The sequence below is a fragment of the Pseudazoarcus sp. NS20 genome (assembly GCF_059703745.1).
Genome location: NZ_BAAKIY010000004.1, coordinates 241,516 through 268,097, shown reverse-complemented (window position 1 = coordinate 268,097; position 26,582 = coordinate 241,516). Strand labels below are relative to the sequence as shown.

Genomic DNA, 26,582 nt, shown 5'->3' with positions numbered 1-26,582 from the left:
AGCACTGAAGGAGAAACACAACGATGAGTTCCACTTTTGATTCGCAACTCGAAGCCCGCGGCATCGCCCTGCCACCCGCCGCACCCCCGGTCGGCAACTACGTGGGCTGGACCATCTCGGGCAACACCGTGTTCGTCTCGGGCCAGCTTCCGCTGGAAAACGGCGCCATGGCGGTGAAGGGCCGCCTGGGCGACAGCCTGAGCATCGACGAGGGCTACCGCGCCGGACGCCTGTGCGCACTGAACGTGCTGGCCCAACTCAAGGACGCCTGCGGCGGCGATCTGGGCCGCGTGGTGAAGGTGCTGCGACTCGGCGGCTTCGTGTGCGTCGCACCCGACTTCAACGACGCGCCCAAGTGCGTCAACGGCGCCTCCGACCTGATGGTCGAGGTGTTCGGCGATGCCGGGCGCCATGCCCGCTTTGCCGTGGGCGTCGCCACCCTGCCGGGCGGTGCCGCCGTCGAGGTCGATGCCACCTTCGAGATCCGCCCCTGACATTCAAACCATCACCGCCGGCCTGCCCGGCAAGAGGAAACCACCATGACCGACAAGACCACGATCCGCTACTACGGCTGGTCCGCCATCTCCATCGAAACGCCGCAGGGCACGATGCACTTCGACCCGTTCTTCCGCCACTACTGCGGCGCGCAGTGGTTCAAGCTGGAGGACTTCAGCAACGCCAACTACATCTGCGTCACACACGGCCATGAAGAACACTTTCTCGACGTGCCCGATGTGGCCACGCGCTACGGCGCAACGGTGATCGGCCCGCCGTCGGTCACGCGCTTCCTGGCCAAGCGCCACAACATGCCGGCCGAACATCTGGTCACCATGAAGGCCGGCGAAACCCGCCAGGTTCCGGGCTTCAAGGTCACCACCTTCAACTGGCAACATCGTGACATCAACCTGGTGAAAGCCATCACCAAGGCGGTGTTCCAAGGCAACACCACGCAGCTTGCGTGGGTGTGGAGCAGCGTCACCAATGCGCCGTTCTACGCGCCCTACACCGGCTACCACGTGGAGCTGCCCAACGGCCTGACCGTGCTGAACTACAACGAGGGCTTCAACACCAAGATGAGCGACGCCGAAATCAACGAACTCGGCAAACGCTTCAAGACCGACGTGCTGCTGGCCGGCATGCAGCTCGACTTCGTGGCCGACGTGGCGCGCGGAGCCAAGGCGCTGCAGCCCAAGGTGGTGCTGCTGTTCCCGCCGCACGACAAGTTCCACGAGATGATGGGCGCCAAATCCCGCCCGTGGGCCGAGTTCGCGGCGGCAGTGAAGGCTGCCGTGCCGAACGCCAAGGTCATCATCGCCGACCCGGGCACGGCCATCGACGCGGCTACCGGCGAAATCCTGGAGTCCATGCCGCAATCGGCGGCAGCCTGAGCCGCAGCCCGGCGTTCTCCGGGCGTGATCAATCGGAAGGGTGCGTGCCCGAATAAAAACGGGCCGCACCTTCCGCAGAAAGCACGACCCGCCCGGAGAGATCGTGCCGGGCCAGGCCCGGCGAGGCATCAGGCCAGACCGGCGTTGCCCTTCATGCCCTTGAGCGTGGGCATGTTGATGTCCACCTGACGGATGACCTTTTGCTCGCGCAGGTGACGGGCCACGACTTCCCAGATCGGGGGGCCGGAATCGCGCGCAGCTTCCGACACCGGCGCCCAGCCGGCTACCTTGTAGGTCTTGCCGGCATCAATGGGCTTGCCGTTCAGCATCATGTTGCTGATGCGCTGGCCCATGCCGGCCATCGGGTCGCAGGTGTATTGCAGCCCGCCCACGCGCACCATGTCGCCGCCCTGCTGGTAATACGGGTCGGGGTTGAAGAGGTTGTCGCAGACGTCTTCGAGCACGGTCTTGATCATCTCCCCGCTCATGTTGGTCACCGTGGTCCAGGGGTAGGTGATGGCCGTCTGGTCCATCAGGTGCTCCATGGTGATGGTGTCGCCCGGCAACAGCGAGGTGCCCCACCGGAAGCCCGGCGAGAAGGCGATCTCGGCATCCAGCTCGGCCATCATGGCGTCGACCAGCAACTGGTCCCACGAGCCGTTGAAGTTGCCGCGGCGATACAACAGGCCTTCGGTGACGGCCAGCTTTTCGCTGAGCTTGTCGAGGTAAGGTGCGCGTACCTTGTCGATGAAGGCAGCCATCTCTGGGTCGGCCGGCAGCAGGTTGGAGAACACTGGCAACAGCTTGTAGCGGAAGTCGCGCACCTTGCCGTCGCGCACGTCGAAATCCATCACGCCGAGGAACTTGCCGTTGGAACCGGCGTTGGTCACCAGCGTCTTGCCGCCGGCGTTTTCAACTACCGTCGGGGCCGGCACGCCGTCGTGCGTGTGGCCGCCGAAGATAGCGTCGATGCCGGTCACGCGGCCGGCCATCTTGAGGTCGACGTCCATGCCGTTGTGCGACAGCACCACCACCACCTGGGCGCCCTCGCCGCGCGCAGCGTCGACGGCCTCCTGCATTTCACGGTCGCGGATACCGAAGGTCCAGTCCGGCGTCAGCCAACGCGGGTTGGCCACCGGCGTGTATGGGAAGGCCTGCCCCACGATGGCCACCGGCACGCCGTTGATGTTCTTGATCACGTAGGGCTTGAACACCGGGTCTTCGAAGTCGGTGGTCTTGACGTTCTGGGCGACGATGTCGACGTGGCCGTCGAAATCCTTTTCTTCGATCTCCTTCACGCGCTCGGCGCCGAAGGTGCTCTCCCAGTGCAGCGTCATGACATCCACGCCGAGCAGCTTGCAGCCATCGACCATGTCCTGGCCGTTGGTCCACAGCGAGGTGCCCGAGCCCTGCCAGGTGTCGCCGCCGTCAAGCAGCAGCGCGCCGGGGCGGCTCTCTTTCATGCGTTTGACCAGCGTGCGCAGGTGGGCAAAACCGCCGACCTTGCCGTAGGTGCGCGCCGCTTCGGTGAAGTTGAGATAGGTGAAGGCATGCGCCTCGATCGAGCCCGCCTGATAACCGTAGTGCTTGAGCAGCGCATCCCCCACCAAGTGCGGCGGCTGGCCGGCCATACCGGCGACACCGAGGTTGACGTGCGGCTCGCGGAAGTAGATCGGCAGCAACTGGGCATGACAGTCGGTCATGTGCAGCAGGCTGACATTGCCGAAGGGCGGCAGATCGTAGAGCTTTCCGGCGGATTTAGCGGCGTGCGCAAAGTCGCTCGAAAGCGTCATTCCGCCCGCCGCAGCAACGGCGAGGATCTGCATGAATTCACGACGGTTCATCGACATGACGTAGCCTTTATCTTTTTATTTCAATATCTTAAAACCACCCCGCCAGAATATCGGGGTAAAAAGCCCCCGACGCTTGCCGCTGCGCGGCGGCGCTGCCCCCGAGGGGGAGGTTTTGTCTTGGGGCGGCCCGGCGACAAAAAAAGCCCGCGGCCTGCGCCGCGGGCCGGGCTGGATGCCTTATTTGTTGACCGGTGAAGCCGGGTCGAACAGATAGGCCATCACGTGGCGGATCTGATCCTCGCTGAGGATGCCGCCGTAGCCGTTGCGCGGCATGTCGCTGCACAAGTGGTAGGCCTTGGCGTTATAGATCTTGCCCCAGGTGTACTTCACGATTTCGTCCGATGTGCCTCGGACCTTGGCATAGCCCTGCAGGTTAGGCCCGATGGTGCCGTAAGACATTTCTTCCGGGTCCATGCCGTGGCAGTTGTAGCAACCACCGCCGACTTCGGAGCCCGGCTTGTCGGACCACGTCAGGCCGCGACCGCTGAAGGCGATCTTGTAGCCCTCCTTCCAGTCACCACCCTTGTAGAAGTCGCCGTTCGAAGGCCATTTGATGGTCTTCATCTCGGCAGCTTCCAACTCGGCGCGACGCGCATCGGTGAGGGTGTCCGGCGACGAGCAGGCCTTCTGCACCTCGTCCTGCTTCATGCGGTCCATCGTCGCCTGCCCTTTGGCCTGGAACGATTTCTGGATCATCTCCTGCACCTTGCCATCCATCTTCGCGTCGGCAAACGCCACGCTCGCGCACAGGGCGAGAGGCGCAATCATCAGCATCTTTTTCATTGCGGCTCTCCTCAGCGCTTGGCAGCGGGTGCGTTCATCTTGCCGCCATTGGCCGTGCCGGCCATGTAGACGGACAAGGCGATGGTGACATCCGAACCGTAAATGGGCTCAGCCGTGCGCTGCTGGCGATAGCAGTCGTTCAGGCGGTGCTGCATGGTCCAGAACTGCGAGTTGGACACGCGGTAGGCCGGCCAGCTACCCCAACCCGCTGCGGCGCCCTTCTGGGTCGTGAGGTTGGGCAGATCCTGCATGCGGATGCGCTCGCCGTCCGAGGCGTGGCAGGTAGCGCAGGCAAAGTCCATCGAGCCCGAGCGATACCAGAACGCCTTCTCGCCCAGCGCGTACATCTCTTTCATCTTGGGGTGATCGAGATTGACGGCGATGGTGTCGCCACGCGACATGCCGGCCACGTAGGCCACCAACGCGGCGACCTTGCCGCGCTCGCCCTGACGGAACTGGCCGTTGATGATCTCGTCCGACGGAATGCCCTGCAGGTTCTCCATACAGGTCATCAGGCGCGATTCGAGATCCTGCACGCGCTTGGTGTCGTCGAAGTAGCGCGGCATCTGCGCATACGCGCCTTCCACCACGCCCGGGCCGAGGCCCAGATCACACTGCTCGAGGGTGGCGTTCTTGGGGCCACGCGCGGTGGTCCACAGCTCTTCGCCCTCCATCTCGAACAGCTCTGCCGGGTTGCTGTCCTGAATCATCTGGCGGTACTGCTCGAGTGCCGCCGCCGTGTCGTCCGCCAATACTCCGGATGACCCCCCTGCGATCGCGACGGCAAGCGCCGCGCCAGCTATGCTTTTTTTCATTGTCTCTCCTCCGGGTAGAACACTGGCACTGCCCAGGCAATGCCTTACGGTGACCGGGCTGCAGCAAGCTTCGCCTCTAGCGGGCAGAAGCCCCGCCTGCCCGGCGCCGGTCCGACATCAGCGGATCTGCACCGTATCGGTACGCGACTCACCTTTGTTGTCTTTCCAGCTCACTTCGATGGTGTCACCGGCCGCACCGCCCTTGAACTTGAAGGACAGATACGGGTTGGTGGAAACCGACGGCCCCATCTCGGAACTGAGCACCACCTTGTCGTTGTGCTTGGCGGTGAGTTCGGTGATGTAGTGCGCCGGGATCGGCTGGCCGTCGCCACCGCGACGCTGGCCGGTTTCCATCGGGTGCGACATCAGCACACGTACTTCGGTAACGCCGTCAGCGGTTGCGGCGCGAATTCGCATAGGTCCTGCCATGTTGATCTCCTTTCGATCCGTTGAACGTCAGCCGCCGCAGCCGCCGAGGGTGACCTTGATTTCTTTCTTGGCCATGTAGTACTTGCCATCGGCTTTGACGATGGCATACACGTCCGAGGTCTGACCCATCTTGATGCGGGTCTGCACATCGCCCATGGTGCCGTCGGGGAAGGTGAAGTTCGCCGCGACCATGTTGGGGTTCTTCTCGACCATGATCGTCACCGATTCGGTCTTCGGCAGCGTGCTGGTCACGCCCACCGGCACCACGGCGCCGTTCTCTGCGATGTCCGGCGCAACGATGCTCACCGCGTCGCTCGCCGTCGGCTTGCCGGCGCCCAATGCAGCGAGCGCGTCGTCGATGGTCTTGGCGTCGAACACCTTCTGATCACGGGCCAGCGCGCTGCCCGGCTTGATCAGGCCGGCGGCCATGAGCATGCCGAAGACCCCCAGTCCGCCCCCGGTCTTGAGGGCATCCCTGCGTTGATGATTCATCCTGTCTCTCCTCTGAGTGAAACCTGTTTAGTGCGCCTTGGCGCCTGACAACAACCACTTGACGATCGATTCAAGCTCCTCGTCCGTCACCTGGCCCTGCGGAGGCATGGGGACCGCCCCCCACACTCCCGAACTCCCTTTCCGGATCCTGTCCGCCAGATACGTGGACGCATCGGCACGGTCGCGGTGCTTCGCTGCGATGTCCTTGAACGCCGGCCCGACGATGCGGTTCTCGACACCGTGGCAGGCGAGGCACCCCTTGGCCTTGGCCACGTCGAGTCCCTTGCCGTCGTCGGCCGCGGCGCCCGCTGCCGGAGCCGCCTGAGGCGCAGCCGGCTCGGAGGTCTGCTGACCACGCACCGGACCGATCATGCGGTTCTGATCGGCGAGGTTGCCGTGCGCATCACGTGCGTGCTCGGGCAAGGCGGACACCACCTCGACCTTGGCCTTGCAGTCTTTCATGCAGGCCGTGTTCTTGACATCAGGGGTTCCCCCGTTGCCCATGCCGCCCTTGGCCGCCGACGCCCCCGCCCACATGCCGTGATCGGTGGTCATGCCGTTGCGGTTGGGCATGCGCTCCTGCACTTCACGAATGGTCTGATCATTCAACTCGTAGTCCACCGGAATGATCTCCGCCAGACTCAGCATGTAGGCCAGCACCGCATACACCTCGTCATCCGACAGCGACTTGGGCGAGGTCCAGGGCATTGCACGGCGAATGTAGTCATACAGAGTGGCAACCGTCGGCACTTTCATCAGCGTTGTGCGCTGCGGGAAAGTGCCGGCGGTCAGGGCGCGCACGCGACCGGTCTTGATGTCTTCCTGCGTGGTGCCGCCGACCAGCGGTGTGAACACCTCGTTGGATTCACCGAAAATGCCGTGGCACGAAGCACACTGCGCCTCCCAGATCACCTCGCCCTCGTCCGGCGTGCCTTTACCCTTGGGCAGCCCCTTGAAGTCAGGGCGCACGTCAATGTCCCAGGCTTCGACCTCCGCGGCCGTTGCCGGACGCCCGATCCCGGAATAGTAATCGAAGGCAGCCGCCGAAGTCGCGCCCGTGACCAGCGCAAGCGCGATGAGCGTCTTAGAGAATCTGAACATTGCTCACCTCGCCCGATTCGGCCACCTTCCACGACTGGATGGCGTTGTTGTGATAGATCGAAGACGTACCGCGCACCTTGCGCAACTGGCCGTAGCTCGGTTGCACGTAGCCGGTCTCATCGACGGCGCGCGACTGCAGGATGTACGGCTTGCCGTCCCATACCCAGTCACAGTTGAAGCGCGTGAGCGCCTTGGGCAGCACCGAACCTTCCAGGCGCGCGGGCATCCAGTTGATGCCACCATCCACCGAGACATCCACACGCGTGATCTTGCCGCGGCCCGACCAGGCCAGGCCGGAAATATTGTGGAAGCCCTTGTCGAGCAAGGTCTGGCCACCGGACGGCGTGGTGATGACGGATTTGCACTCCTGAATCGACGTGTATTGGCGATGCAGGCCATCGGGCATCATGTCGACGTAGTGCACCGCTTCGTCCTTGGCGCCCCAGGGCATGTCGCCCACCTCGATGCGGCGCAGCCACTTGACCCAGCTCACGCCCTGCACCCCCGGCACCACCAGGCGCAGCGGATAGCCGTTCTCGGGGCGCAGCATTTCGCCGTTCATGCCGTAGGCCACCAGCACTTCACCCGACTCGATCATCTCCATCGGGATGGTGCGCGTCATCGACGAGCCGTCGGCGCCTTCGGCCAACACGTAGCGGCCTTTCTTGTAATCTGCACCGCACATGTCGAGAAGGATCTTGAGCGGCACCCCCGTGAATTCCGAACAGGACAACATGCCGTGGCTGTACTGCACCGTCGGCACCGCGACGTTGCCCCACTCCATCCCGGTGTTGGCACCGCATTCGATGAAATGGATGCGCGACACCGACGGCAGGCGCATCAGATCGTCCATTGTGTAGACCGCGTTGGTCTTGACCATGCCGTTGATCATCAAGCGGTGGCGATTGGGGTCGACATCATGCCAGCCCTGGTGGTGGCGCTCGAAATGCAGGCCAGACGGCGTGATCATGCCGAACAAGCCCTGCAGCGGCGTGAAGCTCACCGACGAGCCCGGCACGCGCGTCAACCCGGGGCTCTCGCGGCGCACCAGCCCACGCTCGTACTTCGAGGGCATGCCGTAAGGGTTGGTCGCCACAGGCTGGCCGAGCGTCTTCGACCATTCCGGCAACTCCAGAATGGCCGGATCACCCGCCGCCTTGGCACCGGCCGCAAAGGCCGCCGGTGCAGCCACCGCAGCGCCGGCCGCCAGGAAGGCATTGCGCAGAAAATCACGGCGCCCTGCCGCGACCTCCTTGATCTGCGCTTCGCTCAGAAAGTTCTCCGGCGCTGGCCGGATACGACCGGGCCGGAAGTCCGGGTTTGTCATGTGTGACGTCTCCAATGATGCGGGTTGCTTCATTCGGCCCTGGTGGCCAGTTCTTCTTCGAGTCGGCGCAAGCTCGCACGCCTTGGCTGGTCGACGTCACCGCGGGCGGCAATCGCGACGCACACCGTGCGGCACATGTCCTTGAAATTGGTATCGCAGATCCAGTAGAAAACCTGGCTGCCTTCGCGCCGCCGATCAACGATGTTCGCGCGGTAGAGCATGTTCAGATGGCGTGAGGTGTTGGCCTGCGACAGATTGGTTTTGTCGACGATGTCATTCACCGACAGCTCCTCATCACACAGGGAATGCAGAATGCGCAGCCGCGCCGGCTCGGACAACAAACCGAAGTAATCGGCCACGCTTTCGAAGACCTTTCCAAGCTCATCCATGATTTTTATTGCCTCATGAGACATGTTTATTGGAGCGTATAAGCATGCGCGTATATGGTCAAATTATTTTTTTCTTATGGACTGGATCACGCGGGCCACTGAACGAGCACAACGAGACACCCCGTGCGCATTCTCGACCGCCTCAATCCCAGCGCTGCAGCGGGTTTCACGTTTTTTTATTGGACAGGTGAAAACTACGCTGTACTCTTCATCAGGACCGACGCATACCTGATCGGGCCGCCGAATGTCGTCAACGACACGAAACAGGAGGAGACACCGTGAGAACCAAAATCATCCTCGTGGCGCTGTGCCTGGCAGGTGTATCGGGCCTCGCCGCAGCGCAATACCCCAACGCCGCGCGCGACCTCGCCGCGACCTGTGCCAACTGCCACGGCACCAACGGACGCAGCGTCGGGGAATCGGTTTCGCTGGCCGGCGTCCCGGCCGCAGACACCCTGAAAAAACTCAGCGAGTTCCGCGACGGCACCCGCCCGGCGACGATCATGCATCAGATCACCAAGGGCTACACCGAAGAACAACTCAAGCTCGTCGCGGACTATTACGCGGCGCAGCAATAAGGCGGGGAGACGAACATGCTCAATCGACGCGAGTTTCTGAAAACCGCCGGCGCGCTCACCGCAGGCACCTCGGCCTTCGGCTCGGCCTTCGCCAGCACGCCGGCCAAGGCCGGTGGCCACGTGGTGATCGTCGGCGGCGGCTACGGCGGCGCCACGGCGGCCAAATACCTGCGCATGTGGAGCAACGGCTCGGTCAAGGTCACGCTGATCGAACGCAACGCGCAGTTCATTTCGTGCCCCATCTCCAACCTGGTGATCGGCGGCATGAAGCAGCTCGAAGACATCACGGTGAGCTACGACAACCTGCGCAAGCGCTGGGGCGTGGACGTCATCACCGACGAAGTCGTCGGGCTCGACCCGGCCAAACGCGAGATCCGCCTGGGCGGCGGCAAGACCCTGTCGTACGACCGGGCGGTGGTGTCCCCGGGCGTCGACTTCATGCCCGAACGCATCGAGGGTTTGGCCGGCAACGAAGAACTCCTACCGCATGCCTGGAAGGCCGGCCCGCAGACGCTGTTGCTGCGCCGCCAGCTCGAAGCCATGCCGGATGGCGGCGTATACGCGATGCACATCCCGACCGCGCCGTACCGTTGCCCGCCGGGCCCGTATGAGCGCGCCTGCGTCATCGCCCACTACTTCAAGCAGCACAAGCCTCGCTCGAAGGTCATGGTGTTTGACGGCAACCCTGACATCCAGTCGAAAAAGGGCCTGTTCCTGAAGGCCTGGGAAGACCACTACAAAGACATCATCGAGTACCACCCGAACAGCCGGCTGATGTCCGTGGATGCCAAGGCACGCTCTGCCGAACTGGAATTCGGCGACATCAAGGCCGACGTGCTCAACGTCATCCCGCCGATGCGCGCGGGTCGCCTCGCCGACTTCCTGGGCGTCGATCTGGCCAACGAGCGCTGGGTGGACGTGGACTTCCGAACCATGGAAGTCAAAGGCGCTCCCGGCATCCACGTGCTCGGCGACGCCACCCTGTCGGCCCCGGTCATGCCGAAATCCGGTCACATGGCCAACCAGCACGCCAAGGTGGCGGCCGCGGCCATCATCGAGATGCTGGCCGGGCGCGAGCCCAACCCGACGCCGGTGGTGATGAACACCTGCTACAGCTTCGTGGACGACAAGAACGTCGTGCACGTCGCGTCGGTGCATCAGTGGAACCTCGAGCAGAAAACCTTCCTGGCCGTACCGGGCTCCGGAGGCGTTTCGGCAGTGGCCAGCGAGCTGGAGGGGCATCACGCCATGGCGTGGGCCAAGAACATCTGGGCCGACATGCTCGCCTGAGCCATCACCGCTCACGAAAAAGGCGCCGCAAGGCGCCTTTTTTCGACTTCGTCACCGCGCCGACATCACGGCGCCCAACCTGACTCCAGCAGCCAGCCCGCCTGCGACTGTGCCAGCCCGAGGCGAACATAGGGAATGGTGTTGTCGGGCAAATCATCCAGTGCAAACCAGCCCAGTGCATCGCACTTGTCGGGCTCGCACACGGCGGGCTCCCCCGACCAGTCGGGGGCGCGCAAGAAGAAGTCGATACGGTTGGTGTCCGACCTTCGGTGAATCACGCCCAGCGTTTCGAGGCCGGCCGGCTGCAGATCGATGCCAAGCTCTTCGCGCATCTCGCGGCAAGCCGTCTGCGCCAACGACTCGCCGTCTTCCACATGGCCACCCGGCAAGCCCCACAGACCGTCGAAGAAGCCCGTGCCGGCACGGCGCATCAGCAGCACTTTGCCGGCGCGTTGAAGCACCACCTGCACCCCGGTGGGAATGCCCGCATGGCGACCTGCGCTCATACCGTCGAACGCACGTTCATTGTTTGCCGGTACTACCGAAACCGCCCTCGCCTCGCGAGCTTTGCTCGAAGCTTTCGACGATATTGAAGCCGACCTGCAGCACCGGCACCACCACCAACTGGGCAATGCGCTCCATCGGCTGGATGGTGAAGGTGGAATGACCGCGGTTCCACACCGACACGAAAATCTGCCCCTGGTAGTCCGAGTCGATCAAACCCACCAGATTACCCAGCACGATGCCGTGTTTGTGACCCAGGCCGGAGCGCGGCAGGATCATCGCCGCCATGCCGGCATCGCCGAGATGGATGGCAATGCCGCTCGGCACCAGCGTGGTTTCGCCGGGGTGCAGTTCGATCGGTGCGTCCAGGCAAGCGCGCAAGTCGAGCCCGGCCGAGCCGGAGGTGGCATAAGCGGGCGGCTGGTCGTGCAGGCGTGCATCGAGAATGCGGACGTCGATCTGAGGCATGTTTTTTTCCGTTCAGCGGAGCGCCGCAAGCATGGGCGCAAAGTGGTTGATGATCTGGCGGGCGATTTCGTCTTTCGGCGCACGCGGCAGCGGATGCGCGCCTGCGGCGTCGAACAGCGTCACCAGGTTATCGTCGGCGCCCAGGCCGTCCTGCACAAGGTTGCCGACGACCAAATCGAGCTTCTTGGCCACGCGCTTGCCTTCGGCGTAGCGCTCGAGCTCCTGGCTTTCGGCCGCAAAGCCCACGCACAGCGGCGCATCGGCGCGCGCCGCGACTTCGGCGAGGATGTCCGGGTTCGGCACCAGGGTCAGTGTGCGGGTATCGGCTGACTTCTTGATCTTGTGGTCTGCGCTGCTCTCCGGCCGGTAATCGGCCACCGCCGCCACGCCGATGAACACGCTCGCAGTGGGCAAGGCAGCCAGCACGGCTTCACGCATTTCCAGCGCACTGGCGACATTCACGCGTACAACGCCGAGCGGTGTCGGCAAGGCGCTCGGCCCGGCCACCAGCACCACGTCGGCACCGGCCTGACGGCACGCGCGTGCCAGCGCGAAGCCCATCTTGCCCGAGCTGGAATTGGTGATGCCGCGCACCGGGTCGATGGCCTCGAAGGTGGGCCCGGCGGTGAGCACCACCTTGCGCCCGGCAAGCAGCTTGGGCGCAAAAAAGGCGCACAGGTGCTCGAACAGTTCTTCGGCTTCCAGCATGCGTCCCTGGCCGACTTCGCCACAGGCCTGCTCGCCCGCCGCAGGGCCGAGCACGCTCACGCCGTCCGCGGCAACCTGCGACACGTTGCGCTGCGTTGCGGGGTGCTCCCACATCTGACGATTCATCGCCGGCGCCAACAGCAAGGGGCAGTCACGCGCGAGGCACAGCGTGGTGAGCAGATCGTCGGCACGCCCCTGCGCGAGCTTGGCGATCACGTCGGCCGTGGCCGGCGCGATGAGGATCGCATCGGCATCACGCGACAGGTCGATGTGCGCCATGTTGTTGCCCATGCGTGGATCCCACAGATCGGTCCACACCGGGTTGCCCGACAAGGCCTGGAAGGTGACAGCCGTGACGAAACGCGCGCCGCCCTCGGTCAGCACCACATGCACGTCGGCACCCGCCTTGACCAGCAGGCGCACCAACTCGGCGGACTTGTAGGCAGCCACGCCGCCGGTCACACCGATAACGATCTTCCGACCCGCAAGCTCATTCATGTCAAATGCATTACCATGCAAATATCATCGAACGGAACCGCAACATGGCGATTACCGACTGGCCCGAAGACGAACGCCCCCGCGAAAAACTGCTGGCACGCGGCGCCGCTGCACTGTCCGACGCCGAATTGCTGGCGGTCTTCTTGCGGGTGGGCATCCGCGGCATGAGCGCCGTGGACTTGGCGCGCGAGTTGATCACACGCTTCGGCTCACTCACCCGGCTGTGCGCAGCATCCGCCAGCGAATTTTCATCCGTCCCGGGCATGGGAACGGCCAAGTATGCCCAACTGCAGGCAGTGATGGAACTGGCCCGCCGCGCATTGGCCGAGCAGATGAGCGAACGCGACCTGTTCGATTCACCGCACGCGGTGCGCGACTGGCTGCGTCTCAAAATCGGCTCGATTCCCCACGAGGTCTTCATGGTGCTGCTGCTTGATGCGCGCAACGCCTTGATTGCGCCGGTCGAACTGTTCCGCGGCACGCTCACGCAAACCAGCGTCTACCCGCGTGAAATCGTCAAACTCGCCCTCGCCCACAACGCTGCAGCAGTGATCTTTGCGCACAACCACCCTTCCGGCGCACGCGAGCCCAGCCAGGCCGACGAGACCCTCACACGCTGCTTGAAACAAGCCCTCGACCTCATCGATGTGCGCGTACTAGACCACTTCGTGGTGACCGCCCACGCCGAGCCGGTGTCTTTCGCCGAACGCGGCCTGCTGTAAACAGCACTCCACGGCCGGTGGGGCAAACGCGCATAGTGGTTCGGCAACTTCGCTGAATCGACCCCGCTTTGCGAACGCACGCACTTTTGAGCGACAATACGCCGCTGCAAGTCTTATACAAGACTCGACTCGCTCTTTGTCGCCAAATGGCTTCCGGCCATTTCCCGTCGCCCGGGGGCCTGCCCCTTATCTTCCTGTCGGATATCCATGACTACTTCTTCACGCATCATCTATACCCTCACCGACGAAGCGCCCGCGCTGGCCACGTATTCCCTGCTGCCGATCGTCGCGGCTTTCACCCGCTCTTCCGGCATCGGTATCGAAACCCGCGACATCTCGCTGGCTGGCCGCGTCATCACGTCCTTCCCCGAATTGTTGAGCGACGAACAGAAGATCGGTCCGGCGCTGGCCGAGCTGGGCGAACTGGCGACCAAGCCGGAAGCGAACATCGTCAAGCTGCCGAACATCAGCGCTTCGATTCCGCAGTTGCGCGCCACCATCAAAGAGCTGCAGCAGCAGGGCTACCCCGTGCCCGACTACCCGGAAAACCCGCAGAACGACGCCGAGCGCGACGCCAAGGCGCGCTACGACAAGGTCAAGGGCAGCGCCGTGAACCCGGTACTGCGCGAAGGCAACTCCGACCGCCGCGCCCCGCTGTCGGTCAAGAACTACGCGCGCAAGTATCCGCACAAGATGGGCGCCTGGACGGCAGACTCGCGCACTCACGTTGCCCACATGACGGGCGGCGATTTCTACGGCAGCGAAAAATCCACACAGGTGGCTGAGGCCGGCAACGTGAAGATCGAGCTGGTCGGCAAGGATGGCAAGACCACCGTGCTGAAAGACAACGTGGTGCTCAAAGCCGGCGAAATCATCGACGCGGCCGCCATGAGCCACAAGGCACTGCGCGCCTTCTTCGAAGAGCAGGTGAACGACGCTCGCGCCAAGGACGTGCTGTTCTCGGTGCACCTCAAGGCCACGATGATGAAGGTTTCGGACCCGATCATCTTCGGTCACGCCGTGTCGGTGTTCTACAAGGATGCCCTCGCCAAGCACGCCGAAGCCCTCGCCAGCGTGGGTTTCGACCCGGACAACGGCATCGGCGACCTGTACGCCCGCATCCAGACCCTGCCGGCCGACAAACAGGCCGAGATCAAGGCCGATGTCGAGGCTGCCTACACGCAGCGCGCCGCCGTGGCGATGGTGAACTCCGACAAGGGCATCACCTCCCTGCACGTACCCAGCGACGTCATCATCGACGCCTCGATGCCGGCCATGATCCGCGACTCCGGCAAGATGTGGAACGCCGCCGGCAAGCTGCAGGACGCCAAGGCCGTGGTGCCGGACCGCAGCTATGCCCGCATCTATCAGACAGTCATCGACGACTGCAAGCAACATGGCGCCTTCGACCCCGTGACCATGGGCAGCGTGCCCAACGTCGGTCTGATGGCCAAGGCCGCGCAGGAATACGGCTCCCACGACAAGACTTTCGAGATCCCGGCCGACGGCACGGTGCGCGTGGTCGATGCCAAAGGCACGGCACTGCTGGAGCAGAGCGTGGAGGCCGGCGACATCTTCCGCATGTGCCAGACCAAAGACGCGTCGATCCGCGACTGGGTCAAGCTCGCCGTTGATCGTGCCCGCGCCAGCAACACCCCGGCGGTGTTCTGGCTGGACGCGCAGCGTGCGCACGACGCCCAGCTCATCAAGAAGGTCGAGCAGTACCTGAAAGACCACGACACCAACGGCCTTGAGTTGCACATCCTGTCGCCGGTCGAAGCCACCAAGTTGACGCTGGAGCGCATCCGCAAGGGCCAGGACACCATCTCGGTCACCGGCAACGTACTGCGCGACTACCTCACCGACCTGTTCCCCATCATGGAACTGGGCACCAGCGCCAAGATGCTGTCCATCGTGCCGCTGATGGCCGGCGGCGGCCTGTTCGAAACCGGCGCCGGCGGCTCTGCACCCAAGCACGTGCAGCAGTTCGTCGAAGAGAACTTCCTGCGTTGGGATTCGCTGGGCGAATTCATGGCGCTCGCCGCCTCGCTCGAACACCTCGGCAACACCGCCGGCAACAAGAAAGCGCTGGTGCTCGCCGAGACGCTGGACGAAGCCACCGGCAAGTTCCTCGACGAGGACAAATCTCCGGCGCGCGCAGTGGGCAGCCTCGACAACCGTGGCAGTCACTTCTATCTGGCGCTGTACTGGGCCGAAGCGCTGGCTGCACAGCAAGAAGACGCCGAGCTGCAGGGACAGTTCACCAATGTGGCCAAGGCGCTGCGCGACAACGAAACCACCATCGTGGCCGAACTCAAGGCCGCTCAGGGCAAGCCGGTAGACATCGGTGGCTACTATCACCCGGATCGCGAAAAGACCAGTCAGGCCATGCGCCCCAGCCCCACGCTGAACAGCATCCTCGACAGTCTGGGCTGATCCTCGAGCGTCACAAACAAAAAGCCGGGCCTCGACGGGGCCCGGCTTTTTTTCATTCTGTCCGCTTCGATTTGGCGGATGTCACGCGGCAACCAGATCCAGCACTTCCCCGCTAAACGACACCTTCTGGCCCGCTCGCAGCTTTGCACGTTTGCGACGTTCCACTGCACCGTCGACACGCACGGCACCGGCCTCCACCGCGGCATGCGCCTCACCACCGCTGGCCACCAGCCCGGCCGCCTTCAACAATTGATCAAGCTGGATATGATCGCCCTGAACCGCAAAGGGTGTGCCCACCTGAACTTCTCCCGTGCTTAGAATGCAATCCATGACGATACACCGACTGCCATGCGGAGTTGCGACTTGAGCACACCCGACCTTGCCACGCTCGACACTGCAATCCAGCACGCCACCAACGCCGGCGCCCTTCACGTCATCCACACGGATCAGACCTTCATCGAGGATGGCGATATCCGTTTTCTGGTGCGCTGGGCTTCTTCGCTGCGCGCCAAGGACGCAGCGAAGAAGCCCGACACAAGCGCAGCCGCGCCACGCAACCCCTTCCTGCCACCGGAACCTGCGCTCACGCTGGGAGCAGCCGGCCCCGCGCATGTGCTCGTACTCAACAAGTTTCCGGTGATCGAACGCCATTTGCTGATCGTCACGCGGGCATTCGAAGAGCAGACCGCCATGCTCACGCGGGCGGACTTCGACGCACTCGCGGGCGTGATGCAAGCGCTCGGCGGGCTGGGCTTCTATAACGGTGGCGCCGAGGCCGGTGCCAGCCAGCGCCACAAGCATTTGCAGTGGATTCCCGAGTCACCCCAGAGCGATTGCCTGCGCAGCATGACCGCCGCCCTGCCCGGCCACAGCGCCAGCATGGAGCTGCACGCCCACCCGCGCCTGGGCTGGCGTCATGCCTTCATCCGCCTGCCGGCACAGTGCTCGGGCGCCGGCTTGCACGAGGCCTTCATGCTGGGGATGAAACACTGCGGGCTGCTCGCGACGGATGCAGGCATGCCGCCCTACAACGTTCTCGCCAACGACGAATGGATGCTGGTGGTGCCGCGCACTTGCGAGCGCTGCGAGGGCATCTCGATCAACGCTCTGGGCTTTGCCGGCTCGATGTTCGTGCGTGATCGCAGCGAGATCGAGAAGGTACGCAAAATCGGCCCGCTGAGCATGCTCAAGACCGTAGCTACGCCCATGTCGTAAGGCCCAATCTCAGAGCCCGCGGCAGCCGCTCACAGGCTACGCAGCGTGCGGCAAGTCGAACACCGGCAGCGGCGGCAACCCGATGGTGGCGCGCAGTTCGTCGCACTTCGGGTTGGGCGTGCCGTCGTCGAAATACACCGGGAATTCACGGCACGGCGTGGGGCGATTCTCGTAGATGGTGCACATCACACCCTTGCCGATGTCACCGGCAAGCGCGCTGCACCGGCGCGGGATGCTGTTGCTGCCCTTCATGCACCGCAGATGCTCGTTGAGCTTCTCGGTCATGTCGGCCGGCACGAAGCCGCCCGGCGCATCATCGCCCTCGGCCCAGTAAAACGAGATGCGGAAATGCGTGCAGCAGATGCCGCACTCCATACAGGGGTTGAAATCGCTCATGTCCGACACGCAAAGCATTGCGCCGACCTCGCCCGGAGGGGCGGATCACCGGATCAAGAACACCCACCGAAGCGGCAAAGCAAGGACGAGATCGCGGCGCGCGAATTCTAGCCATTCGGCTGCGCGCCGCAACAATATTTTTATCTTTTAATCAATTAGTTGCGTGCAAATACATTACACGCTCAGAGGCGGGAGACCATGCCGCCGACGGGCATCGTCGCAGCCCGGCTCACCAATACCCAGGGCGGCGTACGGTGCGAAGTCACGGCACGGCCCCGGCCGCGCTGCGTAGATCGAACAGCGCACTGCAACCCCCACCTCGCCTTCCAGTGCACAGCAACGCGGCGAGGCCGTGTCGGTGCCGCGCATGCGCCAGATGCGCTCTGTGACCGGCACGGCCAAGGCGTCGGGCACACCGTCCGGCATGCGGCTGGCCAGCTCAGAGACATGAAAATCGACGCGCAGCCCGGCACAGCAGGCTCCGCACGTGCCGCAATGATCAATCGATTCAGTCACGCGCGCCGCAGCATTTCTTGAATTTCTTGCCGCTGCCGCAGGGGCAGGCTTCGTTGCGGCCCGCGGCTTCCTTGGCTACGGCGGCGACCTCGACAGGCACGGGCTCGGCCTGTGGCAGTTCAAGATCGATCCAGCGACCACGAATCTCGACCACGGTGTCTCGCGCGTCGGCGAGCCACTCCAGGCGAGTGCTGTCGGGCACCTCATCGTCGGCCGACTCCCATGGGCGAATCAGCGCCTGCAGGGCCTCGGTGACGGCTTCTGCGTCATGGTGCGGCACCTGCGCGGCCCAATCGGCCGGCCACAACTCGAGCCCCTGAAGAAAACCCTCGACCCACTCCTCGCCCACGGCCAGATCATCGGCACCGGAGCCCGCGTAGCAGAACGGCTCCCAGCCATCAGGGTCGCCGACGGTGGTGGTCAGTTCGTTGTAATAGCGCAGCACTAACCGGATGGCGCGCTGCATGCCGCCGCCCGAGGCAAACGAGGGCTCTTCATGCGCACTCCACACGGCAGGCATCCACAGTGCAGGCTCAATCGGTTGTGGCGAGACGATGATGCCGGCGAGGTAGCCGTCGAGCATCTCGAGGTTCATGCACTCTTCGGGTACGGCCTCGGAAGTGAGGATTTCCTCGAGCGCATCGAACTCGTCGTCGGACAGCTCGTGCGGATTGGACGTCTCTTCGGTCATCAGCCTTCCCTCTGGGGCGTGTTCAGGTAATCAACGTTGGTCGCACCGCCCCGACTGAATCGCAGGCCGAAGCTTGGAGGACTGCACACTCGCCTCATCGGGAAGCGGTGTCGGGTTGCGAGGGCACGCCCTGCTCCTGAGACTGCGCCATAGCCGCCCAAAGCGCAAGCGGCGCCAAGGCATCGCTGACTTCGGCCGTGAAGGCGATGCGATACAGCGGCTGGCCGGAATCACGGTATTTGCGCTCGAAGGGCGTTAGCGGACTTGCGGCCGTCCATGGCTCAACCGCCACCTCTCGCCCCAGCGCATAGGAGGCGGCCCAGGCAAACTCTTCGGCATATACCTGCCAGTTGGTGCGGCACTCCAACTCGCCACCCAGACCAAGCATCCACGGAAACACCGGGTGCGCCTGCCACCGGCGCCCGACATGGCCGATCTTGGGCCACGGATTCGGGTACAGCACGTAATGACGCGCCAGCCGCAGCCCGGCGTCGAAACACAGGCGCCAATAGTCCACCAGATCGGCGCGGGCGAACACCATGTTGTTCGGCCGCATCGAGTCGGGATAGGGCTTGCGGCGCGTCAGCCTGTCCTCGGATTGATCGACACCGATCACGTAATGGTCGGGGTGACGCCGCGCCAGCTCGATGGTGCTGTGCCCCACCCCGCAGCCTGCATCCAGAATCAGCGGGGCACGACCGTCCCAACCATCCAGGCTGCGTTCGAAGGCTTCCGTGTTGTAGCCGGCGTAGGGCTTGCGAAAAGCCTCCGTGAAGTAGCGTTCGACACGCGTCGCAAGGGCGTCATGCACGCCCTGCTGGGCACTGACCGGAATGTGGGAATTGGCGTAACTCATGAATCTGGCGACCTGGCCGTGTGGGCACAAAACCCGATTATCGCGCGAGCGGGCGCTTCCCGCAGCAGCACTGGCAATCTCTTTCGATTCATCTGCTTGCGTCCTGTCATGCCTTGCGCGATAATCACCGACTCACCGAATTACCCAAAGGCAGGTCACATCCGCCTGCCGCTAGACCGAGGATTCACCATGAAAGCCGACATCCATCCGAACTACAAAGACGTGCAGGTGAATTGCTCCTGCGGCAACAACTTCACCACGCGCTCCACGATCACCAAAGACGTGATCCAGGTGGAAGTCTGCTCCGCTTGCCATCCGTTCTACACGGGCAAGCAGAAGATCGTCGACACCGCCGGCCGTGTCGAGCGCTTCCGTCAGAAATACGGCAACGTGCCGCGCCTCGGCTGAACACCGCCAGCGTCGCATGCGAAAGGGGCAGCCAAGGCTGCCCCTTTTCTTTTGCTTTCGAGTTCTGACGGCGCAACCCCGCTAGAATCCACTCTTTACCGAACGACATCATCACGCCTCAATGCACGACAGGTCCAACCGCTCCGCATTCGAACGAAACCTTTACGGGGCACTTGGGCTGGCCCTGCTCGTACTCATCTATCTGCTGCCCGGCGCAGTCGGACACGACCCTTGGCGCGGCGATGACATCGAGCACTTCGGTGCGACCTACTCCCTGCTGCAGGGCGACTGGTGGTTGCTGCCGACCATCGGCGGCGAGGTCGCGCATGGCTTCGGGCCCTTCCATTACTGGCTGTCCGGTCTGTTCGCCACCGTATTCGGATGGCTGCTGCCGGTTCACGATGCCGCCCGGCTCGCGACCCCCTTCGCTGCTGCCCTCGCCACGCTGTGGGTATCTCGCGCGGCCGCCCGGCTGTATGGCCGGCACACCCGCGCGGCCGCTGCGCTGTTGACCATCGGCACCTTGGGGTTGGTCATTCACGTCCATGAAAACCAACCCATGATCACGCTGATGGCCTTGCAGGCCATGACGCTGGCAGGGCTGGCGCTGATTCCCACGCAGCCGCTCAAAGGCAGCGTGCAGGCCGGCCTCGGCGTGGCGCTGAGCTTCCTCACCGCAGGCATCTCCGGGGTTTTCCTGACGCTGCCGTTGCTGGCACTGATGGCTGTGGCGGTGCCGGAACTACGCACGCCGCGCGCCAGCGGAGCGCTGATCGCCGGCCTCTGCGTCGCCGTAGCGGGCAGCGCCTTGTGGCCGATCGCGCTCAGCGCGGTCCAGCCTCAAGTGCTGGATCTGTGGTGGGCACAGACCTGGAGCGATTTCGCCAGCAGCCCGCTGACGCGTGCCGAAGCACCGCGCCTGCTCGAAGTGCTGGGCTGGTTCCTGTGGCCGCTGTGGCCCATCGCCCTGTGGGCACTGTGGCGGGGACGCCGCCAGCTTGCGCGCCTGCCGTGGCTGCTGCCTCTGGTGGCGCTGTGCCTTTCGCTGGTATCGATCTGGCTGCATGGCAGCTTCCGCCCGGCCGACATGCTGCCGGCGGTGCCCGCGTTCGCCTTGCTCGCCGCTGGCGGCATTCCCACCATGCGGCGCGGCGCGGCCAACGCCTTCGACTGGTTCGCGGTCACCACCTTCGCGGTGTTCGCCACGCTGATCTGGCTGGCGTGGAGCGCTCAGGTCTTCGATTGGCCGACCGGCCTCGCGCGCAGCCTGGAGCGTCAATCTCCCGATTTCGTGCTCACCGGCACGCTGCATCAGGCCGTGCTCGGCTGCATCATCGTGCTGCTTTGGGTCGCCCTGATATGGCGCCTGCCGCGCTCGGCAGACCGCGCCTCGACCAACTGGGCAATGGGCATGACGATGCTGTGGTGCCTGGCCGTCAGCCTGCTGCTGCCATGGTTCAACCACACCCGAAACTACCGCCCGATGGCAGAGTCACTCGGACTGACTCTCGCGCAAGAACAACCCGGTTGCGTTGCCACGCCTGACTTGAGCACCACCCATCGTGCCGCGCTCGACTACTACCTTGGCCTGCGCCCGGTGGGCACCCGAGAAAACGAAACCTCCTGCCGTTACCTGCTGATCCAGAACGATGCCGACGACGACATTGCCCCGCCGTCGCCGGAATGGACCACGGTGTGGCGCCACCGCCATGCTGGCGGCAAACGACTTGAAGTGTTCTCTCTATATCGACGTGACTGAAAAAAAAGCCTCTCCAAGCCACCTTCCGGCGTGGGCTGCGCTGCAGACCCACGCACGACGCCTCCGTGAAACGCGCATCGACGCCTTGTTTCAGGCAGATGCCCGGCGCCCGCAAAACTTCAGCCTGACGCACGACGGCTTTCTCGCTGACTTCTCCAAACAACTCCTCGATACGCCCGCTCGTGCCACGCTGATCGAGCTCGCCGAGCAGGCGGACCTGCCCCGCGGCATTGCCGCACTGTTTGCGGGCGAACACCTCAACTTCACCGAAGACCGCGCCGCCCTGCACATGGCCTTGCGCGGGGGGGCCGACATCCCGGCAGCCGACGCCGACGACCTGCATGACAGCGACCGGCGCCTGCGCGCCTTCGCCCGCGAACTGCGCGAGGGGCTTGTTTCGGGCTGTACCGGCAAACGGATTCGCCGCGTGGTCAACATCGGCATCGGCGGCTCCGACCTGGGCCCGCGACTGGTTTGCGAAGCGCTCGCCAAGCCTGCCGACGGCCCGCTGGACGTGCGCTTCGTCGCCAACATCGACCCGCTCGAGATGGACGAAATGCTGGCCACTGCCGAAGCGGCCAGCACGCTGTTCATCGTCTCGTCAAAGAGCTTCTCGACGCTCGAAACACTGGCCAACGCGCGCGCAGCGCGCGTCTGGCTGCGCGCCCAACTGGGGGCGGACGCCAACACCGGCATGCACTTTGCAGCCGTCAGCAACCACCCGGACAAAGCCGCCGAGTTCGGCATCGCGCCCGAGCGCGTTTTCGCCACTCCGGCGTGGGTGGGTGGGCGTTTTTCCGTCTGGTCGGCCGTCGGCCTGCCGGTGCTGCTGGCGCTGGGCGAGCGTGAATTCGATGCCTTTCTGGCTGGTGCGCGCTCGATGGACGCGCATTTCCGCAGCGCCCCACTGGGCGAGAACCTCCCGGTCATGCAGGCATTGATTGGCATCTGGAACACCAACTTTCTCGATATCGCCGACTGCTCTGCACTGCCGTACGCGCACGGGCTGCGCAATTTTCCGGCGTGGCTGCAGCAGCTCGAGATGGAGAGCAATGGCAAACACTGCCTGCGCGACGGCTCCGCGAGCGAGGTGCATACCTCGCCCGTGGTGTTCGGCCATGCCGGCACCGTGGGGCAGCATGCGTTCCATCAGTTGCTGTATCAGGGCACGCGCAAGATCGCGGCGGATTTCATCGTGCCGGTGCTGGCCGACGACGACCGCTCGCAAGCGCTGTTCCAGAATGCGCTGGCGCAGTCCGAAGCCCTGATGATCGGGCGCGACATGGGCACCACTCACGCAAGACTGCTGGAGGCCGGCCACTCCGAGGCCGAGAGCCAGCGCCTCGCCCCGCACCTGGTGTGCGGCGGCAATCAGCCCTCCACCACCCTGCTGCTCCCCGGCTTGACGCCGCATACGCTGGGTCAGTTGCTTGCGTTGTACGAGCACAAGACCTTCGTGCAGGGCTGGATCTGGGGCATCAACAGCTTCGACCAGTATGGCGTTGAACTGGGCAAGGAGATGGCTCGCCGCATCGCCGACCCACAAGCCGGCGAGCAGCCTCATCCGTCCACCGCGGCCCTGCTGTCGGCAATCGCCAAGATGCAGCCGCGCAGCTGAGCCCGCTGTGAAGGGGCACATGGAAGCCCATGCGCCCGTTGAACCGCTCAGGGCTGCATGCGCAGGAAGTGCTCGCGGTAGTGGCGCAGTTCGGCGATGGATTCGTAGATGTCGGACAGCGCTTCATGCTTGCCGCTCTTGCTGAAGCTCTCGATGACGTCCGGCCGCCAGCGGCGCGCCAGCTCCTTCAGCGTCGACACATCCAGATTGCGGTAGTGAAACCAGGCTTCCAGCGTAGGCATGTAGCGCGCCATGAAGCGGCGGTCCTGACAGATCGAGTTGCCGCACATCGGCGATGCCCGCTCGGGCACGTGCTGACGCAAAAAATCGAGCATGCGCGCTTCGACTTCGGCCTCGCCTTCGGTGGCTGCGCGCACCCGTGCCGTGAGGCCCGAATTGCCGTGCGTGCGGGTGTTCCATTCATCCATCGCGTCGAGCACGCTTTCGGGTTGACGCACCACCATCACCGGCGCTTCGGCGACGGTTTCGAGATTGGCATCGGTGATCACCACGGCAATCTCGATGATGCGGTCACGGTCGGGTTCGAGGCCGGTCATCTCCATGTCCAGCCAGATCAGACGGTTGTTGTCCTGTGCCATAATCGACGCGCTCATTCCGAGTATTGATGAGGGCCGGATTGTGTCACAGTTCCGCGCGCTCACTGCCTCAGGAGGCCACATGAACGCCCGTCACCTCATCCTTTGCGGCTTGATCGCGGCCGGCCCAGCCATGGCAGATCCGTTTGCAGGGGCCAATCATGAAGCCGGCGGCGACATCCACGCGGACCAATGCGTGGCCTGTCATGCCGGAAAATTCGGCGGCAAGGACGGCTCCGACATCTACACCCGCAGCGACCGCCGCGTGACCAGCCCCGACGGCCTGCGCCAACAACTCACCGCCTGTACCACCATGCTCAACCTCGGCCTTTTCCCCGAAGACGAACTCGACATCGCAGGCTACCTCAACGCTCAGTACTACAAATTCGAGTGAATCAAGCCGAAAACGCTGCCCGCGAGACGGGCATGGTCACCGCGTCCTTCGGACGCAACTACGAAGTACTCATCGGTTCGGAAAAGCTCAAGTGTGTGCCGCGCGGCAAAAAGAGCGTGTATGCCTGCGGCGACGAAGTCTTGATCGAGCGCAGTTCGGCCAACCAGGGCGTCATCGCCGACCTGCACGAGCGCCGCAACCTGCTATGGCGCTCGGACGCCTTTCGCGAAAAGCTGATCGCCGCCAACCTGACCCAGATCGTCGTCGTCGTGGCCACCGAACCCGGCTTTTCACCGATGCTGATTTCGCGCTGCATCGTGGCGGCCGAAAGCGAGGGCATCGGCACGCTGATCGTACTCAACAAGAGCGACCTCACCGACAGACTCGATGCCGCGTGGGCGCAACTCGCGCCCTTCGCGCGACTGGGCTACCCGGTGCTCGAGCTCAGCGCGCTGACCGGCGTGGCACCTCTGGTGGAGCGGCTCGCCGGGCAACGCAGCATTCTGGTGGGCCAATCCGGCATGGGCAAATCCACCATCACCAACGCGCTGATTCCCGAAGCTCAAGCGGCCACCGCCGAGATTTCGACGGCGCTTGATTCCGGCAAGCACACCACGACCTTCGCCCGCGCCTACCCCTTCGAGCACGGCTGGCTGATCGACAGCCCCGGCATGCAGGCCTTCGGGCTGGCACACATTGACGCAGACACCCTGCCGGAAGCCTTTGTCGAGCTACGCCCTCACTTGGGCAACTGCCGCTTCAGAGACTGCCGGCACGATCAGGAGCCCGGCTGCGCGCTGCGCGCTGCCGTCGAGCAGGGCGAGGTCACCCCGCTTCGCTTCGAGCACTTTCACGCCATTCGCGACGAGATCGAGAGCGCTGGCCGACAGGTCCGCGGCTGGTAAGCCCCCTCTCGCACCCCCTTCTGCTGCCCCCAGACATCCCCGCAAGCCTGCAGCCGAAATCGCTCGAAACGCCCTTTCCGTTCGCTCTCTGAAAGGCTGCAACAACACTTGCCAGCGCACTTGCAAAGCGCCGAACGATTACTGTACATTAATACAGTGCTCATTCAGAACAAACTTGCGATTCTGGCCGACGCCGCCAAATACGATGCATCATGCGCATCAAGCGGCAGCGCCAAGCGTGACGCCAAGGCAGGCGGCATCGGCTCGACCACCGGCAGCGGCATCTGCCACAGCTACACGCCAGACGGGCGCTGCGTATCCCTGCTCAAGATCCTGCTGACCAACTTCTGCATCTACGACTGCCGCTACTGCGTGAATCGGGTCAGCTCCAACATTGCCCGCGCGCGTTTCAGCGTGGCCGAGGTGGTCGAGCTCACGCTGGATTTCTACCGCCGCAACTGCATTGAAGGCTTGTTCTTGTCGAGCGGCATCATCCGCTCACCCGACTACACCATGGAGCAGCTTGTCGGCGTCGCGCGCAGCCTGCGCGTGGATCACGGCTTCAGAGGCTACATCCACCTCAAGAGCATCCCGGACGCCGACCCTCTTCTGCTCGCTCAGGCCGGCATGTACGCCGACCGCCTGAGCGTGAATATCGAATTACCCACCATTCAAGGGCTTGCGGCGCTGGCTCCGGAGAAGAACAGCATCACCATCCACCGCGCCATGGGCCAGCTTGACCAGCTCATCAGCGACGCGAAGTCCGAGCGCCGGGAAGCCGCCAAAGCTCGCTCGGTGTCGATGCCGCGCGCGCGACGCACCCAACGCGGGCAACCCAAAGCATTCGCCCCCGGCGGGCAGAGCACGCAGATGATCGTCGGGGCCGACGCGTCCGATGACGCAGACATCATCCTGACCAGCTCCAGGCTGTATTCGTCCTATCACTTGCGCCGCGTTTATTACTCGGCGTTCAGCCCGATTCCCGACAGCAGCGCCGATCTTCCTCTGAGGGCGCCTCCGCTGGTACGCGAGCACCGGCTCTATCAGGCCGACTGGCTGATGCGTTTCTACGGCTTCGCAGCACACGAAATCGTGCCGGCGGGCACGGACGGCAAACGCATGCTCTCGCTGGAGCACGATCCGAAGCTGGCTTGGGCGTTGGCCCATCGCGCGCTGTTCCCGGTCGATCTGAACACCGCGCCGCGCGAACTGCTGTTGCGCGTGCCCGGCCTGGGCGTGCGCTCGGTAGACAAACTGCTGGCCGCCCGGCGCTGGCGACGGCTACGCCAGGCCGACCTGGAACGACTGCGAGCCCCCCTTGCCAAAATGTTGCCATTCGTCGAATGCGTGGACTGGAGCCCCGGCCGCAGCCTGGACGACCCGCGGCTGGCCGCCAAACTCATCGAGCCAATGGCGCCCCGGCCCGTTCAGGCCAGCCTGTTCTGAC

Annotated in this window: 31 protein-coding genes; 14 read left to right on the top strand and 17 right to left on the bottom strand. The window is 64.0% G+C overall.

The genetic code is table 11. The features are described from left to right. Positions 1-23 precede the first annotated feature (23 nt). Positions 24-494, top strand: coding sequence for a RidA family protein (locus AC6H0W_RS13035; RefSeq protein ID WP_497577613.1), 471 nt, complete (start codon positions 24-26; stop codon positions 492-494). Positions 495-539: 45 nt separating this feature from the next. Next, positions 540-1,388 (top strand): MBL fold metallo-hydrolase, encoded by an 849-nt coding sequence (locus AC6H0W_RS13030; protein ID WP_497577612.1) that lies wholly within the window; start codon positions 540-542, stop codon positions 1,386-1,388. A 128-nt stretch (positions 1,389-1,516) separates the two neighbouring features. Here the strand turns inward: AC6H0W_RS13030 and soxB are convergent, their stop codons facing one another. The 8 genes from soxB to AC6H0W_RS12990 form a co-directional block, all read right to left on the bottom strand. Further along, positions 1,517-3,238 carry a thiosulfohydrolase SoxB gene (gene soxB / locus AC6H0W_RS13025; protein ID WP_497577611.1) on the bottom strand — a complete coding sequence of 574 codons (1,722 nt, stop codon included), beginning with the start codon at positions 3,236-3,238 and terminating at the stop codon, positions 1,517-1,519. Positions 3,239-3,418: 180 nt separating this feature from the next. Continuing rightward, on the bottom strand, positions 3,419-4,024 hold the full coding sequence (soxX, locus tag AC6H0W_RS13020; protein WP_497577610.1) for a sulfur oxidation c-type cytochrome SoxX: 606 nt from the start codon (positions 4,022-4,024) through the stop codon (positions 3,419-3,421). Between the two features lie 11 nt (positions 4,025-4,035). Continuing rightward, complete coding sequence (soxA, locus tag AC6H0W_RS13015) at positions 4,036-4,839, bottom strand: sulfur oxidation c-type cytochrome SoxA (RefSeq protein ID WP_497577609.1); 804 nt, start codon at positions 4,837-4,839, stop codon at positions 4,036-4,038. 117 nt (positions 4,840-4,956) lie between these two features. Beyond that, on the bottom strand, positions 4,957-5,268 hold the full coding sequence (soxZ, locus tag AC6H0W_RS13010; protein ID WP_497577608.1) for a thiosulfate oxidation carrier complex protein SoxZ: 312 nt from the start codon (positions 5,266-5,268) through the stop codon (positions 4,957-4,959). Between the two features lie 27 nt (positions 5,269-5,295). Then, positions 5,296-5,760, bottom strand: coding sequence for a thiosulfate oxidation carrier protein SoxY (soxY, locus tag AC6H0W_RS13005; RefSeq protein WP_497577607.1), 465 nt, complete (start codon positions 5,758-5,760; stop codon positions 5,296-5,298). A 27-nt stretch (positions 5,761-5,787) separates the two neighbouring features. Continuing rightward, positions 5,788-6,861: a c-type cytochrome gene (locus tag AC6H0W_RS13000; RefSeq protein WP_497577606.1), complete on the bottom strand. Its 1,074-nt coding sequence runs from the start codon at positions 6,859-6,861 to the stop codon at positions 5,788-5,790. Further along, complete coding sequence (gene soxC, locus AC6H0W_RS12995; RefSeq protein ID WP_497577605.1) at positions 6,845-8,188, bottom strand: sulfite dehydrogenase; 1,344 nt, start codon at positions 8,186-8,188, stop codon at positions 6,845-6,847. Before soxC ends, AC6H0W_RS13000 begins: the two co-directional genes overlap by 17 nt. Before the next feature lie 29 nt (positions 8,189-8,217). Continuing rightward, the gene (locus AC6H0W_RS12990; RefSeq protein WP_497577604.1) at positions 8,218-8,577 is read right to left on the bottom strand and encodes an ArsR/SmtB family transcription factor; all 360 of its coding nucleotides are present in this window, start codon (positions 8,575-8,577) and stop codon (positions 8,218-8,220) included. 123 nt (positions 8,578-8,700) lie between these two features. Here AC6H0W_RS12990 and AC6H0W_RS12985 point away from each other — a divergent pair, with 123 nt between their 5' ends. From AC6H0W_RS12985 to AC6H0W_RS12975, 3 genes are read left to right on the top strand one after another with little or no spacing between them, the layout of a single operon-like run. Next, positions 8,701-8,859 carry a hypothetical protein gene (locus tag AC6H0W_RS12985; RefSeq protein ID WP_497577603.1) on the top strand — a complete coding sequence of 53 codons (159 nt, stop codon included), beginning with the start codon at positions 8,701-8,703 and terminating at the stop codon, positions 8,857-8,859. After that, positions 8,856-9,155, top strand: a complete 300-nt coding sequence (locus AC6H0W_RS12980; RefSeq protein ID WP_497577602.1) for a c-type cytochrome — start codon at positions 8,856-8,858, stop codon at positions 9,153-9,155. Before AC6H0W_RS12985 ends, AC6H0W_RS12980 begins: the two co-directional genes overlap by 4 nt. A 15-nt stretch (positions 9,156-9,170) precedes the next feature. Beyond that, complete coding sequence (locus AC6H0W_RS12975; protein WP_497577601.1) at positions 9,171-10,445, top strand: FCSD flavin-binding domain-containing protein; 1,275 nt, start codon at positions 9,171-9,173, stop codon at positions 10,443-10,445. 65 nt (positions 10,446-10,510) lie between these two features. Here AC6H0W_RS12975 and AC6H0W_RS12970 read toward each other — a convergent pair whose 3' ends face one another. The 3 genes from AC6H0W_RS12970 to coaBC are packed head-to-tail and all read right to left on the bottom strand — an operon-like array spanning position 10,511 to position 12,623. Beyond that, positions 10,511-10,951, bottom strand: a complete 441-nt coding sequence (locus tag AC6H0W_RS12970) for an NUDIX hydrolase (protein WP_497577600.1) — start codon at positions 10,949-10,951, stop codon at positions 10,511-10,513. Between the two features lie 16 nt (positions 10,952-10,967). Beyond that, positions 10,968-11,417, bottom strand: coding sequence for a dUTP diphosphatase (gene dut, locus AC6H0W_RS12965; RefSeq protein ID WP_497577599.1), 450 nt, complete (start codon positions 11,415-11,417; stop codon positions 10,968-10,970). Positions 11,418-11,429: 12 nt separating this feature from the next. Beyond that, positions 11,430-12,623 (bottom strand): bifunctional phosphopantothenoylcysteine decarboxylase/phosphopantothenate--cysteine ligase CoaBC, encoded by a 1,194-nt coding sequence (gene coaBC / locus AC6H0W_RS12960; protein ID WP_497577598.1) that lies wholly within the window; start codon positions 12,621-12,623, stop codon positions 11,430-11,432. 44 nt (positions 12,624-12,667) lie between these two features. Between coaBC and radC the strand changes: the two genes are divergently transcribed. Together radC and AC6H0W_RS12950 are read left to right on the top strand one after the other, a co-directional pair. Beyond that, a complete protein-coding gene (radC, locus tag AC6H0W_RS12955; protein ID WP_497577597.1) occupies positions 12,668-13,345 on the top strand; it encodes a RadC family protein in 678 nt (225 codons plus the stop codon). Positions 13,346-13,552: 207 nt separating this feature from the next. Continuing rightward, complete coding sequence (locus tag AC6H0W_RS12950; RefSeq protein ID WP_497577596.1) at positions 13,553-15,781, top strand: NADP-dependent isocitrate dehydrogenase; 2,229 nt, start codon at positions 13,553-13,555, stop codon at positions 15,779-15,781. 81 nt (positions 15,782-15,862) lie between these two features. Here AC6H0W_RS12950 and AC6H0W_RS12945 read toward each other — a convergent pair whose 3' ends face one another. Then, positions 15,863-16,111: an RNA-binding S4 domain-containing protein gene (locus AC6H0W_RS12945; protein WP_497577595.1), complete on the bottom strand. Its 249-nt coding sequence runs from the start codon at positions 16,109-16,111 to the stop codon at positions 15,863-15,865. Between the two features lie 33 nt (positions 16,112-16,144). Here AC6H0W_RS12945 and AC6H0W_RS12940 point away from each other — a divergent pair, with 33 nt between their 5' ends. Continuing rightward, positions 16,145-16,996 carry an ATP adenylyltransferase family protein gene (locus AC6H0W_RS12940; protein WP_497577594.1) on the top strand — a complete coding sequence of 284 codons (852 nt, stop codon included), beginning with the start codon at positions 16,145-16,147 and terminating at the stop codon, positions 16,994-16,996. Positions 16,997-17,032: 36 nt separating this feature from the next. Here the strand turns inward: AC6H0W_RS12940 and AC6H0W_RS12935 are convergent, their stop codons facing one another. The 4 genes from AC6H0W_RS12935 to trmB form a co-directional block, all read right to left on the bottom strand. Continuing rightward, positions 17,033-17,392 carry a YkgJ family cysteine cluster protein gene (locus AC6H0W_RS12935; protein WP_497577593.1) on the bottom strand — a complete coding sequence of 120 codons (360 nt, stop codon included), beginning with the start codon at positions 17,390-17,392 and terminating at the stop codon, positions 17,033-17,035. A 174-nt stretch (positions 17,393-17,566) separates the two neighbouring features. Continuing rightward, on the bottom strand, positions 17,567-17,908 hold the full coding sequence (locus AC6H0W_RS12930; protein ID WP_497577592.1) for a YkgJ family cysteine cluster protein: 342 nt from the start codon (positions 17,906-17,908) through the stop codon (positions 17,567-17,569). Next, positions 17,901-18,599: a UPF0149 family protein gene (locus tag AC6H0W_RS12925; RefSeq protein WP_497577591.1), complete on the bottom strand. Its 699-nt coding sequence runs from the start codon at positions 18,597-18,599 to the stop codon at positions 17,901-17,903. The genes AC6H0W_RS12930 and AC6H0W_RS12925 overlap by 8 nt, the downstream gene beginning before the upstream one ends. A gap of 94 nt (positions 18,600-18,693) precedes the next feature. Then, positions 18,694-19,455: a tRNA (guanine(46)-N(7))-methyltransferase TrmB gene (gene trmB, locus AC6H0W_RS12920; RefSeq protein ID WP_497577590.1), complete on the bottom strand. Its 762-nt coding sequence runs from the start codon at positions 19,453-19,455 to the stop codon at positions 18,694-18,696. A gap of 189 nt (positions 19,456-19,644) precedes the next feature. Here trmB and rpmE point away from each other — a divergent pair, with 189 nt between their 5' ends. The 3 genes from rpmE (at position 19,645) to pgi (ending at position 23,240) form a co-directional block, all read left to right on the top strand. Beyond that, positions 19,645-19,863: a 50S ribosomal protein L31 gene (gene rpmE, locus AC6H0W_RS12915; RefSeq protein ID WP_497577589.1), complete on the top strand. Its 219-nt coding sequence runs from the start codon at positions 19,645-19,647 to the stop codon at positions 19,861-19,863. A gap of 121 nt (positions 19,864-19,984) precedes the next feature. Further along, positions 19,985-21,622 carry an ArnT family glycosyltransferase gene (locus AC6H0W_RS12910; RefSeq protein WP_497577588.1) on the top strand — a complete coding sequence of 546 codons (1,638 nt, stop codon included), beginning with the start codon at positions 19,985-19,987 and terminating at the stop codon, positions 21,620-21,622. Continuing rightward, on the top strand, positions 21,591-23,240 hold the full coding sequence (gene pgi / locus AC6H0W_RS12905) for a glucose-6-phosphate isomerase (protein WP_497577587.1): 1,650 nt from the start codon (positions 21,591-21,593) through the stop codon (positions 23,238-23,240). Before AC6H0W_RS12910 ends, pgi begins: the two co-directional genes overlap by 32 nt. A gap of 47 nt (positions 23,241-23,287) precedes the next feature. Here pgi and orn read toward each other — a convergent pair whose 3' ends face one another. After that, on the bottom strand, positions 23,288-23,839 hold the full coding sequence (gene orn, locus AC6H0W_RS12900; RefSeq protein WP_497577846.1) for an oligoribonuclease: 552 nt from the start codon (positions 23,837-23,839) through the stop codon (positions 23,288-23,290). 79 nt (positions 23,840-23,918) lie between these two features. Between orn and AC6H0W_RS12895 the strand changes: the two genes are divergently transcribed. From AC6H0W_RS12895 to AC6H0W_RS12885, 3 genes are all read left to right on the top strand, one after another. After that, positions 23,919-24,230: a hypothetical protein gene (locus AC6H0W_RS12895; protein WP_497577586.1), complete on the top strand. Its 312-nt coding sequence runs from the start codon at positions 23,919-23,921 to the stop codon at positions 24,228-24,230. Between the two features lie 32 nt (positions 24,231-24,262). Continuing rightward, complete coding sequence (gene rsgA, locus AC6H0W_RS12890) at positions 24,263-25,135, top strand: ribosome small subunit-dependent GTPase A (protein ID WP_497577845.1); 873 nt, start codon at positions 24,263-24,265, stop codon at positions 25,133-25,135. Between the two features lie 156 nt (positions 25,136-25,291). Further along, complete coding sequence (locus AC6H0W_RS12885; protein ID WP_497577585.1) at positions 25,292-26,581, top strand: putative DNA modification/repair radical SAM protein; 1,290 nt, start codon at positions 25,292-25,294, stop codon at positions 26,579-26,581. The last annotated feature ends 1 nt before the right edge of the window (position 26,582 follow it).